This is a genomic window from Pirellulales bacterium (assembly GCA_019636345.1).
Classification (GTDB): domain Bacteria; phylum Planctomycetota; class Planctomycetia; order Pirellulales; family Lacipirellulaceae.
Window position 1 is genome coordinate 225,373 of the sequence record JAHBXQ010000005.1, and the last position, 14,562, is coordinate 239,934.

Sequence of the window (14,562 nt, forward strand, 5' to 3'; positions counted from 1 at the left end):
CGCTCATCCGCCGCCGGTCTGAGAGTTCTGCACATGCTCGATCCACGCCGCGACGCTGCGTTCGAGCACGTCCAGCGGGACCGATCCGCCGGCGAGGACCGCGTCGTGGAAACCTCGGACGTCAAACCGCTCGCCCAACTCCGCCTCGGCCTGGGCGCGGAGCGAGCTGATTTTCATCTGTCCCACCTTGTACGCGAGCGCCTGCCCCGGCCAGCCGATATATCGGTCGATCTCCGCCTCGATGTTGTGAAGCGACTCGGCGGAGTTCTGCTTCATGAACTCGATCGCCTGAGCGCGGGTCCAACCCAAGTCATGCATCCCCGTGTCGACGACCAGCCGGCACGCCCGCCACATCTCCATCGACAGCCGGCCGAAGTCGCTCCGCGGGTCCTCGTACATGCCGACCTCCAATCCCAATCGCTCGGCGTACAGCGCCCAGCCCTCGATGAACGCCGTGAAGTTGGCGTAGCGCCGAAATTCGGGCAGGTCCTCCATCTCCTGCTGCAGGGCGATCTGCAGGTGGTGCCCCGGCACCGCCTCATGCAGGGCGAGCGACTCGAGCGCGTACAACGGACGCGACTTGAGGTTGTAGGTGTTCAGGTAGAACGTCCCCGACTTGGTCCCGTCCCCGGTGGGCCGCATGTAGTACGCGCTGGTGGTCCGCGGCGCGATGTACGCGGGAATCGGCTTCAGCCCGTACGGCATCCGCGGCAGCTTGCCGAACAAGGCGGGCAGCTCGCCGTCGATTCGCTTGAGGATCGTCGCCGCCTCCTTGAGCAGCTCCTCGGGGGTCTCGGCGTAGTAGCGGGGTTCGTTCCGCAGGTGGTCGATGAACGCCGCTAAGTCGCCGTCGAACTCGACCTTGGCGACAATCGCGGTCATCTCGCCTCGCAAACGCTCAACCTCAGCCAGGCCCAGGCGGTGGACCTCCTCGGGGGTCACGTCCAGCGTGGTGAACATCCGCACGCGGTGGCGATAGAACTCCCGTCCCCGGGGCAAAGCCGAGGCGCCAATCGTACCCCGCGCCGCCGGCACGTACTCGTCGCGCATGAAGTCGCGAAACAAGCGATATCCCGGCACGATCCCCTCGGCGATCGCCGCGCGGGCCGCGGTGCGCAGTCGCTCGTGCTCGCTCGCCGGGACGGTCGGAGGAATCGCGACCAGGGGTTCGTAGAAGACGCTCTTGGCGGGGTCGTCGACGACGTGCGTTTCGACCGCTTCCTCCCACCCCTTGAGAATCACCGCCGGCAACGTCCGCTCGGCCGCGACGCCGGCCCGCATCAGCTCGACATGCCCGGCGGCAAACTCCGGAAACGCCCGGAGCCGAGCGACGTAGTTCTCGAAGTCCCGTGTCGTCGTCAGGGGGATCTGCGTGCGGACGTCGGGGAACTCGATGTGAAATCCCGAGCGATTGGTGATCGGGGTCAGGTGGCTCTGGAACTCGTACTCGGCGAGCCCTTCGCGAAGCTGTCGAGCGAGGACGTCGTAGTTCGTTTGCTCGGCCGGCGGCAAGTCGGTTCGCACGATCGCAGTCAATCGCTGCTGGAACTTCACGTCGGCCGCGCGCCGCCGCGCCGCCGCCGCCAGCGAGACCTCCGGCAGTTTGTCGTCGGCGCGGCGATCGCCGACCGACGTGGCAAAGAGCGGATCCTCGACGAGGCCGAACTCCCACATGTCGTCGAGCAACTTGCGAAACTCCGAAACCGCGTCGCCGCAAGCCGCCTCGCCGCCGCAAACGACGACCAGCGCGAGCACAACACTGCCGAATCGACGAATCATCGCAAGACCTTTCATCGTGACCTCGGGGCATTGACGCCCGCGGCTCTCCAGCCGCGGTCAGCCCCGGTTCCTCGGGCAAGGGTTCTCATCGCAGGGGTTTCTTGTGCATCAGCCGACGCAGCATCGCGATCTGTCCCGCGTGCACCCCCTCGTGGTGCGAAGCGTATTCGAGCGAGCCGAGCTTCGTCTGGAACACGGGGTGCGGCGGGTCGACCGTCTCGGCCAGACTCGATTCGGCATACGTCGGCGCCTCGGCCAGCACGCGTTGGTAGACGCCGTCGAACGTTCGGCGAATCTCGTCCAGCGACGGATTCGCCGTCGGGTCGAGTTGCGGCTGGCTTCCCAGCCCGAACTGGGCGACGTAAGCCGCCGGAAACCACGCCTCGTCCTCGGGCAAGACGCCGCGGATGCGGCGAAAGCACAGTGAATACTGCGACGCCGCAATGTGCATCACCTGCCACGCGACGTGGGTCGGGTACTGCGGGGGCGACCAAAACCACTCCGCGGGCGTCAGATCGGCCAGAAACTGCTCGGTCACTCGCCGTGCCAGCACGAGCCGCTCCAACGCAATGCTCAAACGCACCGCAACAATCGAACCGCCGTCCGCCGGCGGACAAGGGGCGTCGCCCCCCTGTTGCGAACCACGCTCTTCCAGTGACATGTTCGTTCCCCCTCCTCCAATTCCCTCGTGGCGAGAATCCAGCCTTCGCGATAGCATAGCGGCGGCCCCGTGGGTTGTCAGTCGCCCGCAAGCCGCAGACGGGCGATTGCTCCGCACGCACTCCGAGTCGCTCCTTCGCGACGAAGTCGCGGCCAGCGCGGAGCATGGAGGAATCCGGATCACGGACTGTCAACCGTTGCGACTCGGCCCTCCCCCCTGAGACAACCGCTTTCCCAGCTCTCTGCGTCCTCCGCATAGTCAGCGGTGAATTCCGTTCAACCAATCCAGCTATTCGCCCCGCGCTTGTTCGCATGACGTACGCCTTGATCGCCGGCGGAACCGTTTACGACCCGGCTCACGGCGTCGACGGCGAGGTGCGCGACCTGTGGATCGCCGACGGCAAGATCGTCGCTCCCCCCGACGACCCCGCAGTTCGCCCCAGCCGCACGATCGATGCGGCGGGATTGGCGGTCATGCCGGGGGGGATCGACATGCACTGCCACATTGTCGGTCCTGCGGTGAACGCAGCGCGGCTCATGTCTCCCGAGGCCCGCCGCCCGCCGCATGCCGAGCCGCGCCGCCCGGGCTTGCGCAGCGGCACGCGGGGGCTCGTCCCCAGCGCCCAGGCAACCGGCTACTTGTACGCGGGGCTCGGCTACACGACCGCCTTCGACGCGGCGATCGCCCCGCTTGCCGCCCGGCACGCCCACTGCGAATTCGCCGACGTCCCTTGTCTCGACAAGGGGCTGTACGTGCTGGCGGGCAACAATCGCTACGCCCTGGAATGCATCGAGCGCGGCGAGCGCGAGCGACTGCGCCACTTCCTCGCGTGGTTGATCAACCGCGCCGGCGCCTACGCCCCCAAACTGGTCAACCCTGGCGGGGTCGAGGCGTGGAAGCGCTCCCCCGACGCCGCCAAGACCGGGCTCGACGACCCGGCACCCGGGTTCTCGCTCACCCCACGCGACGTCATCCGCGAGATCGTCGCCGCCGCCAACGACCTCAACCTCCCCCACCCGGCGCACATCCACTGCAATCAACTCGGCATGCCGGGCAACTGGACGACGACGCTCGAGACGATGCGGGCCCTCGAAGGGCGCCGAGCCCACCTGACCCACATCCAGTTTCACAGCTACGGCGGCGGGGACGAGGAAGCGATGTCCAGTCGCGTCGCCGAGTTGGCCGCGCACGTCAACAGCCATTCAGAACTGACTGTCGACGTCGGCCAAGTCCTGTTCGGCGACGCCATGGCCCTTACGGCCGACGGCGGGGCGGGGTATTTCCTCCACCGCCTGTACGGCGATCGCTGGACCAACGTCGACGTCGAGTGCGAAGCGGGCTGCGGCGTCACCCCCATCAAGTACCGCCGCAAGAGCGTCGTGCACGCCCTGCAATGGGCCATCGGCCTGGAGTGGTACTTGCTGGTCGACGATCCCTGGCAGGTGATGATGAGCACCGACCATCCCAACGGCGGATCCTTTCTGGCGTACCCGCAGATCGTTGCGCTGCTGATGGACCGGCAATTGCGGCGCGACGCGCTGGCGAGCCTCCCTCCTGCCGTGCGGAATCGCTCGACGCTCGCCGATCTCGACCGCGAGTACACGCTGGGCGAGATCGCCACGATCACCCGCGCCGCCCCGGCCCGGGCGCTCGGACTCGCGCAGAAGGGCCATCTGGGCGTCGGCGCCGACGCCGACGTGACGATCTACACCCCGGGCGCCGACCGCCAGGCAATGTTCGAACTGCCGCGGCTGGTGATCAAAGCGGGCGAGATCGTCGTCGAACAGGGTGAAGTGCGAAGCGCCCCCACCGGCGATGCACTGTTGATTCGCCCCCCCTACGACGAAGCCGTCGAACCCGCGATCGCCAAGTGGTTCGAGAAGAACTACTCGCTGCAGGTGCAGAACTACGGCGTCGGCAATCTTCTCGATTCGCCGCAATGAGAAAACGGCCGCCGAACTGGCCGTTCGGCGGCCGCAATCATTGTCGTCGTCGAGTTCTGTTCACCGACGACCTACAACCCCTCCGCCAGCGACTTTGTCGCGCGGACGGCGTTCATCCCCGGAATCGGGGCGAGGGTCGGCTCCGGGCAGGTGCTGTCGTGCACCAGCACTTTCGATTCGCCGACGAAATACGTGTGGAACTCGTCCACGATCAGGTTGTACGCCTCTTCGCCGTCGAGCAACGTCGCTTTTGTCAGGCCGACGGCGCCGCCGGTCGAATGCAATGCGAGCCCCGACTTGAGAAAGCGAGCCATGCACCAACCTTCGCCGTTCACCCAGAACCGGTGGCCGCGGGTGGCGTAAATTTGCTCGCCGCCCGACAGATTCAGTTCCATGAACTTCGTCGGCGGGCGGACGGTCGTGTCTAGTATCGGCCGATATCCCAGTTCGCCGGTCAGCGGGTTTTGCGACAGCACCATGTCCCCGGGGCCGAGCAATTCGATCCGCTGGGGTCCTTGCTCCGTCCAGACGGGCGTCCCGACGGCAAAACACTCGTATACGCGAGGCCGCGGACGAGCGCGCGTACGCGGACTCGAATTCGGAGCGCTTCTGCGAGTCGCAGGCCGTTCCGTCGGCTCCACCGTCGCCGGCTCCAGAGTATAGACGTACTGATAGTCGACGCTGCGATTGGCCGTCTCCTCGACAGGCTTCTCCTCGGGATAGTAGATGTCATTGAAGCCAGCCCACCGTTCGCGCCACGCGACCGGGTCGTCCCCCAGATCTTCGCCGGTGATTTCCACGAGCGCGGCAATGATTCGCGCGTTGGCCTCTTCCCGTTGGGCGTTGGTCGCGGCGACCTGTCTCTCAGCGACCGCCGCTAGCGTCCTGGCCCTCCGAATCTGCATGTTGACCGTGTTGGAGTACTGACGCATCGCTTGGCCGTTCGCCTCGCCTTGCAGCACCGTGACCGCCTCGAACGAGTCGACATGCTTGCGATCGTTGTCGACGCCGCTTTCGCGGTACGAAGCCATGTAGGACACGTCGCCTAGCGGGCTGACCGTCAGGTCGATGTCCGCCTCGATCAGCGACGTCAACGATCCCAATAGGAGCGGCATGTAGTCGGTCGGCCGCCGTTCCTTGAGCGCGGCCGCGGCGGCGCTTCTCACAGCCTCGTTGCCCGAGAACACGGCCGCCTCGGCAAGCAGGTAGGTCGCCTGAAACTGGGGCATGCTGCTCACGGAATCGAGCATCGCCAAGCACAACTCGTTCCAGTACGCGGCGCCTGCCTCGCGTCCCATCCGGCGTTCCAACCGCTTCTGGAACTGGGCCGTGTCGCGACTGGCTTCCAGCAGGGCGTCCAGAGCCCCCTCGTCGCGGATCTCACGAAACCGCTCGACCACGGCGGCGCGTCCTTCATTGTCGGCGGTCGCCGCTTCGTTGAGCCAAGTCTTGAACTTGCGTTGGTAGCGCTTCGTCGCAGCCGCTTGCTGCTGCTCGCGATCGAGCGCCGCCTTCACCTGCTCGTCCGTTCCCAGTCGCCCGCGGAACGGGCGGAGGCCCAACCGCACTTGAATCGCCTTGTCGTCGGGGACCTCGGCGAGCACTTGCTTCAGGTGGTAACGTTCCTGAGCCTTGAGGCCATTTTTTTGGCACCAGTCGGCCAGTTCGCGATGGTCCTCGACCGAATCGCCCCGCTGGCTGCGCAGTTGCCGGTACTGCTGCCGCGCCTCGTCGCCGGCGACCGCGGCGGCCACGTCTTCGGGCATCTGCCATTGGCCGTCGAACTCGACCAGACCGCTCTGCCACTTGGCCTCGGCCGCGGCGTCGGGCGCCTCGCAAGCCGCGCCCAACAGCGATTCGCGCTTGGCGTTGTCGCCGGCCAACTCCGCCGCGAGCGCGGCTTGAACTAGGTCCTGCGACGACATGCCGGGGACGTCGAGCCGACTCCCCGAGGAGTCAGCCCCGCGGGCCGCGGTCGTCGTCAGCGCCGCCAAGGAGACGAGCGAACACCACGCCGCGACGCGCACAAGCGCCGCCGGCCGCCAGACAAGGAGACGGTTCATCACAACACCTCTGTTCCAAAAAGGCCGTATTGAACAGTCGCCGCCGCACGAGCGCGAACCGCCCGTCGGCGCGCAACACTCCCCCTCCCCAATCGTGGTTGTAGCAGCAACCGCCGGCCAATTGCAACAAAACCGCCCCGTTTGGGGGGAAAACCGGGGGCGTGCAACCGATTTGCCGGCTTCCGAAAGACCGCGCCAGGCGATTTCCGAGACTTCCGGGCCAATCCCGTGGCAGGCAAGCCTGGAACGTCTGCCCTACAAGAAACGCTTCAGCACCTCGTCGGGCGCCGCGGCGTAGGCGCTGGGCTCCATCGAGCAACTCGCCCGCCCTTGGCTCAGGCTGCGCATGGCGCCCGAGTAGCCGAACAGCTCCGCCAGCGGGGCCTCGGCATGGAGCACCGTGGCCGTGCCGCGCGATTCCTGCTCGTGAATGATCGCGCGGCGCTTTTGCAGGTCGCCGATCAGGTCCCCCACGAACTCGTCGGGAGTCGACAGTTCGAGCTTCATGATCGGCTCCAACAGCACTGGCCCCGCCTTGCGCAACGCCGCGTCGAACGCCAGCGACGCGGCCGTGCGGAACGCGATCTCGGTGCTCTCATTCTCGTGGACCTCGCCCCCCGACACGGTCGCCTTGAGCCGCAGCAGCGGGAAACCCAGCGTGCCCCCGCCGCTCACCGCATTCTCCAACTCCTCCAGAACCACGGCCAAGTAGTGCTCGGGCAGGCCGTGGTCGGGTGCGACGCTCACGGTGGTCGAGCCCAACGCCGCAGCGAGCGGGCCGCTCGGCTGCCACGGTTCGACCTGCACGCGGACCTTGCCCGTGTGCTGCACGCCGTTAATCTGGCGATGGCACTCGCCGGTCGCTTCGGCAGGGCCGGCGATCGTTTCGCGGTAGCTGACCCGTGGATTGTGGACCTTGACGTTGAGCTTGAAATCGCGCTCAAGCCGGTGCTGAATCACCTCCAGATGCAGCTCGCCCATGCCGCTGATGAGCGTCTGGCCGGTCTCCTCGTTCTCGCTGGCCGCGAACGTGGGGTCCTGCTTGCGGAGCATGTCCAAGGCGTCTGCCAGTTTCTTCTTGTCGGCCGTGCTCTCGGGCTCGATCGCCATCGAGACGACCGTCTCGGGAAACTCGATCGACTCCAACAGAATCGGCGACCGAGTGTCGCACAACGTATCGCCCGTGATCGACTCGCGCAAGCCGATGGCGCCGACGATGTCCCCCGCGAGCGCCTCTTCGAGTTGCTCGTCCCGTTTACTGGCGTGGATGCGCCACAACTGGGCGACGTTTTCCTTCTGGTCCTTGCCCGGGTTCAGCACCCGGCTGTTGCCGTGCAGCTTGCCCGAGTAAATCCGCACCCAACACAGGTCGCCCGTCTTGTACGGCTGCACCTTGAATACGAGTCCGCAGAACGGCTCGTCAGGGTCGGGTTTGCGAATGATCCTGGGCAACTCGGTCGGCTCGGCCGCGTGTTTCTTCGATTTGTGGCGCCCCTCGGCCTTGCCGGCCGGATCGACCCCGACGACCGGCGGCACGTCAAGCGGGCTGGGCAGGTACGCCGCCACCGCGTCGAGCACCGGCTGCACCCCCATCCCATGCAGCGCCGAGCCGACCAGCACCGGCTGAATCCGCAAATGGATCGTCGCGTCGCGGACCGTCTTGTGGATGAGCGCCTCGGGAATCGGCTCCTCGGCCAGGGCCAGTTCCATCAACTGGTTGCTGTAGTCGTACAGCGACTCGAGCAACTTCTCGCGATACAGCGACGCCTCGACCGCCAAGTCCTCGGGGATCTCGGCGACGACGATCTTGTTCCCTTCCTTTCCCTCGGGGAAGGTGAGCAGCTTCATCCGCACTAGGTCGATGATGCCGCGGAAGGGCTCCTTCACGTGTGCAGGCCCCTGCCCCACCGGGATCTGCAAGGGCACGGGATTGGCGTGGAGCCGACTCTTGATCTCGGCCAACACCGACTCGAAGTCGGCGCCCTCGCGGTCGAGCTTGTTGATGAACGCCAGCCGCGGCACGCGATACTTGTCGGCCTGCCGCCAAACGGTCTCGCTCTGGGCCTCGACCCCCTCGCGGGCCGAAAACACGATCACCGCCCCGTCGAGCACCCGCAAGCTCCGCTCCACTTCGGCGGTGAAGTCGACGTGCCCCGGAGTGTCGATCAGGTTCACCTGCACGTCCTTCCAGGGAAATCGGACGCATGCGCTGTAGATCGTGATCCCGCGCTCCGCCTCCTCGACGTCGTCGTCGGTCGTAGTCGTCCCGCGATCAACCTCGCCGGCGCGATGCTTGGCGCCCGAGGCGAACAACATCCGCTCAGTCACGGTCGTCTTCCCGGCGTCGATGTGAGCGATGATGCCGAGGTTGCGGAGATGTGAGAGATTTGCCGACATCGCTTGTTCCGAGAATAAACCGCCAAGGACGCCAACAGCGCCACAGGAAGGGCCTGCTCCTTGCTGTCAATCGTTCTGCAGAGCGGGAGGACGTTTCCGCATCAGGCAGGCGCATGCCAGTCGCCCGCAATACTTCCTCTTGATCAGATCGTACCCGAATCCCTCGTGTCGATCTGCGTCTATCTGCAGTTCCTGATTTCCCATACTTGGCGTCCTTGGCGGTATTGGAACCTGCCGCACCGAGTGCGCACGAAAAAAAGCCAGGGGCCGGGGACTGCGGCGCTCGCGGCGCCGCGGTCCTCAGCCCCTGGCTTTGTTGAGCGGGCGTTACCAGCCGAAGTGGGCGAAGGCCTTGTTCGCGTCGGCCATGCGGTGGACGTTTTCGCGGCGGGCCATCGCGACCCCTTCGCGGTTGAACGCCGAGACCAATTCGTCAGCCAGCTTCTGGGCAGTCGGACGGCCCTTTTTCTCGCGGACCGCCATCAGGATCCAGCGGAACGACAGACTCTGCTGCCGGTTGCGATTGACCTGCATCGGGACCTGATACGCGGCGCCGCCGACCCGCTTCGAGCGGACTTCGATCGCCGGCTTCACGTTCTCGACCGCCTGGGTGAACACGTTGATCGGCTCCTCGTTGGGCAGCCGATCCTTGATGATGTTCAACGCCCCGTAGAACACCTCCTGGGCGGTGCTCTTCTTGCCGTCGTGCATCAGGCAGTTGATGAACTTGCTGGCGAGCAGCGATCCGTAAATCGGATCGGGCTTCAGGGTCTTGCGACTTGCAGTGATTCGGGCCATGTGGGGAGAGCTGTAAGCTGTTAGCTGAAGGCTCTAAGCAAGAGCGAGGGAAATTGGTTGAACGGAATATGTCGATTGAGCGAACGCTTGGAACCGTGTTGGCTTCCAAGCTCGCAGCTTGCAGCCGCCAGTCCCGACGTTACTTCTTCGCTCCGTACTTGCTGCGGCTCTGCTTCCGGCCGTTGACGCCCAGGGTGTCCAGGGCGCCGCGGACGACGTGGTACCGCACGCCGGGAAGGTCCCGCACGCGGCCGCCGCGGACCAGCACGATGCTGTGTTCCTGCAGGGTGTGCCCTTCGCCCGGGATGTACACGGTAACTTCCTTGCCGTTGGACAACCGCACGCGGGTGATCTTCCGCAGAGCCGAGTTCGGCTTCTTGGGGGTCATCGTGCGGACCTGCAAGCACACGCCGCGCTTGAACGGGCAGCGGTCGAGCACCGGCGACTTGCTGAACTTCCGCTTCGCGCGGCGGTTCTTGCGAATGAGCTGATTGACGGTAGGCATGGGCCGAGCCTGGCGAAACCGGGAGCAAGTGAGTCCTATCCTTCCCGGCGAACCGCCGAGAATCCACCAATTTACCGGACCCCCGCGGAGGGTCAAGGGAGGCCCGAAGCGATTCCCCAGGGCTTTATCAGCCCGAGTCCGTTGGGCTGGGGCAGAGCACTAGGAACGGCAATGCCCCCCAATCGGCGCCGGAGGGAGGTTTCACCGCTGTCGGGGGTCTTGTCTCGCCAAGCCGCGAATCTGCCGGCGCCGAGCAGGAACGCCGTTAATGGGCACTGCCCCTCACGGTTTTCATGACTCAGCCGGCCGGCTGTCGACGCATCTACTGACCGAGGAACATGTTAGGAACTTCCTCCGGCAGCTTCTGCGCGTCCGATGCGATTGTCTCGGAACGCCCATTCCTGAATCGCCGTACTGTCGAGGCCACGGTTTGGCCTCTCCGGCGATGTTCGCAATTGATCAACTTCACCTTCCCTAGAACCACAGGTCTTGCGATGAAACGCTCTCTAAGTTTGCTTCTGTTCGCTGCTGTTGCTCCCGGCTGGCAGTTCGCCCTGGCCGCTCCTTGTTCGTCCTCGGGCCAAACGACCACCGCCCATCACGTGGCAACGGCCGCCCCCGCGACGGCCCCGACCATCGTCGGAGCCGCCGCCGCTTCCAAGGATTTCTCGACCCTCGTCGCCGCCGTGAAGGCTGCGGGGTTGGTCGAAACTTTGTCGGGCGACGGTCCGTTCACCGTGTTCGCTCCCACCGACGCCGCTTTCGGCAAGCTGCCTAAAGGAACGGTCGCCGAGTTGCTCAAGCCTGAAAACCGCGGCAAGTTGACCGACATCCTCAAATACCACGTCGTCGCCGGCAACGTCCCGGCCAGCGAGGCGGTCAAGCTCTCCGCTGCGAAGACCGTGCTGGGCAAGTCCCTGCCGCTGAAGGTCGTCGACGGGGGTCTCACCGTCGGCGGGGCCAAGGTCGTGAAGGCCGACTTGGCCTGCAGCAACGGCGTCATTCATGTGATCGACTCGGTGCTGCTCCCCCCGACTGACGAAGCCGCCGCCGAACCCGCGGCCAAGGACATCGTCGACACGGCCATCGGAGCCGAGGGCTTCAGTACGCTGGTGGCCGCGGTCAAGGCGGCGGGGTTGGTCGACACGCTCAAAGGCGAGGGACCGTTCACCGTGTTCGCTCCCACCGACGCGGCGTTCGCCAAGCTTCCGAAGGAAACGCTCGCCGGTCTGCTGAAACCCGAGGCCAAGGCCGATCTGACCAAGATCCTCACTTACCACGTCGTGTCGGGCAAAGTCATGGCCGCCGACGTCGTGAAGCTTAAGTCAGCCAAGACCGCTGCCGGGGGCGAGCTCGCGATCGCCGTCGGCGAAGAGGGGGTCAAGGTCAACGACGCCAAAGTGATCAAGACCGACATTGAGTGCGCCAACGGGGTGATCCACGTCATCGACGCCGTGCTGCTGCCGTAGTTTTTGCCGCGTGACGTCACTGTTCGAGCCGGGCCCCGCGGGGGCCCGGCTCTTTTGTTGTCATAACGACTCCCGCGAGGCGACTTGTCGCCTCCGCCGCGGCAAACTCTTCCGGCGTATTGCAATTCACCAGCATCGCCAGCTCGGGATCGATCTTTCGCAACTCCTCGGCGGCCAACAATTCGACCGTCGTCCCGCGCAGGGCCTCGTGCAACGAACGCTTCCCGGCGGCAAGGGCCGCCGTCAGGGCTTCGACGATGTTCGTCCAGTACGCCGCGGTCAACGGATGGAGCCGACCGTCGCTCTCGGGGACGACCCCGGCGACCTCCGGGCCGGCGGTCGCCAGCCGCTCCAACAGCCAAGCCAGCGGGGCCGGGCGAACGAGCGGGGCGTCGCACGCCGCGACCAGGGCCGTCTCGGCGTCGTCTTGCAACGCCGACAACCCGGCGACCAACGCGGCCAGCGGGCCTTGACCGGGAACAAGGTCCCGCACGATTCGCACCTCCCCCGGCAACTCAGGCAACGGTTGCTCCGCCGCGGCGACGACGACGATCCGGCACGTCGGCACGATGGCCCCGACGACCTCGACGACGTGCTGCAGCACGGTGCGTTCGCCCCAGGGCAACGACGCCTTGTCGCGCCCCATTCGCCGGCTGCGTCCCCCGCACAGGATGACTGCTCCGCTGCATGCCATGCCGTCAGTGAAGCAGCGCCGCCGCGCCGCGTCTAGACTTGGACCGCGCGACGCAAGACCGAGGCGACTTAGCCAAACAGCGCTTGATTGCGGACTTCGTCGCGGTCGCCGGCGGGACGCTGGCGCCAGGGGCCGATCGCGGCCGCCAGGGCGAGCAACGCCGCGGCAGGTTCCGGGACGGGCTCGACCGTGATCCCTTGCAGCGTGCCGCCGTTGCCGGCCCGCAGGGCGCCGAACGCGGCGCCCAGTTCGCCGTACGTCAGTCGGAACGTCTGCCCGGCGGCGAACGGGATCGACAGCCCTTGAGCCTCGTCGATCGGCCCTCCCAGGATCTCCAGCAGGAAGATCGTCTCCCCCGGCAAGACGCCCGCGTCGATCGCCCCCTGCACCGCTCCGGGGACGGTCGTGTCGGCGGCCGAGTCGAAGAAGTTGTAGCGCACGCCGCCGAAGGTCTCGAGCCGGAAGTACTCGAGCCGTTCGTCGGAGAGCCCGTCGAAGTCGAGCCCCGTGATCCTCCCCGGACGATCGAACGAGAACTCGACGTATTCCGCCGAACCGGCCAGCGGACTCGCGCCCCCCAAAAGCGACATCGAGAAGGCCAGCACGTCGGTCACGTCAGGAATCGCCGCGGAGTCGACCCCCAGCCCGGCCGCGCCGTTCGTTTCGCGCAACACGGCGCCCGCGGGACCGGCGGTCAACTCCATCGTGAACTCGCCGCTGCTCAAGGCGATCGACGCGGGACCGGGAAACCCATTGAGCCCGTTGACGTCGTTGCCGAACGAAAACACGGCGCCATAGCCCGCGGACGCGAACGTCGCCGCTCCGACAAGCACGAGAGTCGCCGATGCGCAAACCCGCGGCAGCTTTGTCAGCCGATCGAATCGAAACGTCGTTTTCATGAGCCTTGCCTGAGGTACGAAGGGACATCTGCGGAATCGCACCGATCCTCTTCGCCGAGCATGAAGACTCGATGACGAAGAGATGAATTTTTGCGCGCGCATCTTCGCGACGGCCTCGCAGGGACTTCGTCGAGGTTTCATCGCATCTGAACCATTTCCTCATCGAGCGTCGGTAGCCTCTGGTCCACGTTGCCGCAGTGGGGGCGAAGTCGGGGGCGACTTCGCTCCCGCGGCGACGTCGCTCGATGTTGTCTCGCCCCGTTTCTTTCCTCGATGTTGGAGCCAGGACCTCATGACTCGCACGCTCGTTCTTTCGGCCGTCGTCGCCGCGGCGACCGCATCCGCCGCATCCGCGGCCCCCGTCTCGTACACCGGCGGGGCGTACCTGCAGGACTTCAACGGATTGCCGACCACGCCGACGGCCAGCAGCGTCTCGGCGGTCATCCCGGGCAAAGGGCCCCACGACTTCCCGACGACCGGCGTCATGGCCAGCGCCGGGATGGAAGGCTGGACGATGTCCAACTACGACGGCTCCTCGGTCGACACCGAATACCGGGCCCAAAACGGCTCGCAAGCCGGCAGCGCGGGACGCGGGGTCGTCAGCTTCGGCACGATCAACTCCGCCGAGCGGGCCCTCGGCGTCCTTGCCACCAGCAACCAAATCAGCCGCTTCGGGCTGGCGCTGATCAACGACTCGAGCACGACCTATGACCAGTTCACGCTCGATTTCGTCGGCGAACAGTGGCGCCGAGGCAACGTCGCCGCCCCGGGCAACGCCATCAGCTACGACTGGGCCGTGACCGGCAACTACGGCTCGGGCGTCGGCCAGGACAACATCAACACCGACGCCGCGTTTGCGAACATCGGCTCGATCGCCTCGCCCAACAACCAACCGGCGCCGACCGAGGTCGCCCTCGACGGCAATCTCCCGGCGAACCAAGTCGCCGTCTCCAAGACGGTGACGGGCCTCAACTGGACCCCGGGCAGCGTGCTGCTGCTCCGCTTTAGCGGTCAGGACATCAGCGGCCAGGACGACGGACTGGCGATCGACGATCTGCGGTTCTCGGCCAGCGCCGTCCCCGAGCCGGGATCGATCGCGCTGGCCGGGCTCGCCCTCGGCGCGCTGACGATCGTCGGCCGCCGTCGGCGCTCGTAGTCGCGCGACAAGTTGCACAAGCCGCTGCGCGACGTCGAGCATTCGTTGCGCTGCCCGCGTCGATCGACGACTCGGGCTGCGCAACACGTTTGCAGAAGCATTCGCGAAGTTCAGCGAAGTCGTGTGATTCTGTGAGGTTCGTTACGAACAATTTGCTCGTCGCGAAATCCTCTTTTGTTCTTCAACCGATCTTCACGT

Annotated in this window: 11 protein-coding genes; 3 read left to right on the forward strand and 8 right to left on the reverse strand. The window is 65.9% G+C overall.

Annotated elements, in window-relative coordinates; genetic code table 11:
* Positions 1 to 3: 3 nt before the first annotated feature.
* On the reverse strand, positions 4 to 1,779 hold the full coding sequence (locus KF688_13860; protein MBX3426760.1) for a DUF885 domain-containing protein: 1,776 nt from the start codon (positions 1,777 to 1,779) through the stop codon (positions 4 to 6).
* An 85-nt stretch (positions 1,780 to 1,864) separates the two neighbouring features.
* Positions 1,865 to 2,440: a DinB family protein gene (locus tag KF688_13865; protein ID MBX3426761.1), complete on the reverse strand. Its 576-nt coding sequence runs from the start codon at positions 2,438 to 2,440 to the stop codon at positions 1,865 to 1,867.
* A gap of 311 nt (positions 2,441 to 2,751) precedes the next feature.
* Here KF688_13865 and KF688_13870 point away from each other — a divergent pair, with 311 nt between their 5' ends.
* The gene (locus KF688_13870; GenBank protein ID MBX3426762.1) at positions 2,752 to 4,383 is read left to right on the forward strand and encodes a formylmethanofuran dehydrogenase subunit A; all 1,632 of its coding nucleotides are present in this window, start codon (positions 2,752 to 2,754) and stop codon (positions 4,381 to 4,383) included.
* Positions 4,384 to 4,454: 71 nt separating this feature from the next.
* Here the strand turns inward: KF688_13870 and KF688_13875 are convergent, their stop codons facing one another.
* The 4 genes from KF688_13875 to rpsL all read right to left on the reverse strand — a co-directional run bounded on the left by KF688_13875 (position 4,455) and on the right by rpsL (position 10,146).
* Positions 4,455 to 6,446 carry a hypothetical protein gene (locus tag KF688_13875; protein ID MBX3426763.1) on the reverse strand — a complete coding sequence of 664 codons (1,992 nt, stop codon included), beginning with the start codon at positions 6,444 to 6,446 and terminating at the stop codon, positions 4,455 to 4,457.
* Between the two features lie 255 nt (positions 6,447 to 6,701).
* Positions 6,702 to 8,843 (reverse strand): elongation factor G, encoded by a 2,142-nt coding sequence (gene fusA, locus KF688_13880; GenBank protein ID MBX3426764.1) that lies wholly within the window; start codon positions 8,841 to 8,843, stop codon positions 6,702 to 6,704.
* Positions 8,844 to 9,170: 327 nt separating this feature from the next.
* On the reverse strand, positions 9,171 to 9,641 hold the full coding sequence (rpsG, locus tag KF688_13885; GenBank protein ID MBX3426765.1) for a 30S ribosomal protein S7: 471 nt from the start codon (positions 9,639 to 9,641) through the stop codon (positions 9,171 to 9,173).
* Positions 9,642 to 9,780: 139 nt separating this feature from the next.
* Positions 9,781 to 10,146 (reverse strand): 30S ribosomal protein S12, encoded by a 366-nt coding sequence (gene rpsL / locus KF688_13890; GenBank protein MBX3426766.1) that lies wholly within the window; start codon positions 10,144 to 10,146, stop codon positions 9,781 to 9,783.
* A 494-nt stretch (positions 10,147 to 10,640) separates the two neighbouring features.
* Between rpsL and KF688_13895 the strand changes: the two genes are divergently transcribed.
* The gene (locus KF688_13895) at positions 10,641 to 11,615 is read left to right on the forward strand and encodes a fasciclin domain-containing protein (GenBank protein ID MBX3426767.1); all 975 of its coding nucleotides are present in this window, start codon (positions 10,641 to 10,643) and stop codon (positions 11,613 to 11,615) included.
* Positions 11,616 to 11,631: 16 nt separating this feature from the next.
* On the opposite strand, the gene KF688_13900 is transcribed toward KF688_13895, so the two are convergent.
* Both KF688_13900 and KF688_13905 read right to left on the reverse strand, forming a co-directional pair.
* Positions 11,632 to 12,309, reverse strand: coding sequence for a molybdenum cofactor guanylyltransferase (locus KF688_13900; GenBank protein ID MBX3426768.1), 678 nt, complete (start codon positions 12,307 to 12,309; stop codon positions 11,632 to 11,634).
* Positions 12,310 to 12,377: 68 nt separating this feature from the next.
* Entirely contained in the window at positions 12,378 to 13,208 is an 831-nt protein-coding gene (locus KF688_13905; protein MBX3426769.1) for a hypothetical protein, read from the reverse strand.
* A 292-nt stretch (positions 13,209 to 13,500) separates the two neighbouring features.
* Between KF688_13905 and KF688_13910 the strand changes: the two genes are divergently transcribed.
* On the forward strand, positions 13,501 to 14,364 hold the full coding sequence (locus KF688_13910; GenBank protein MBX3426770.1) for a PEP-CTERM sorting domain-containing protein: 864 nt from the start codon (positions 13,501 to 13,503) through the stop codon (positions 14,362 to 14,364).
* Positions 14,365 to 14,562: the final 198 nt, after the last annotated feature.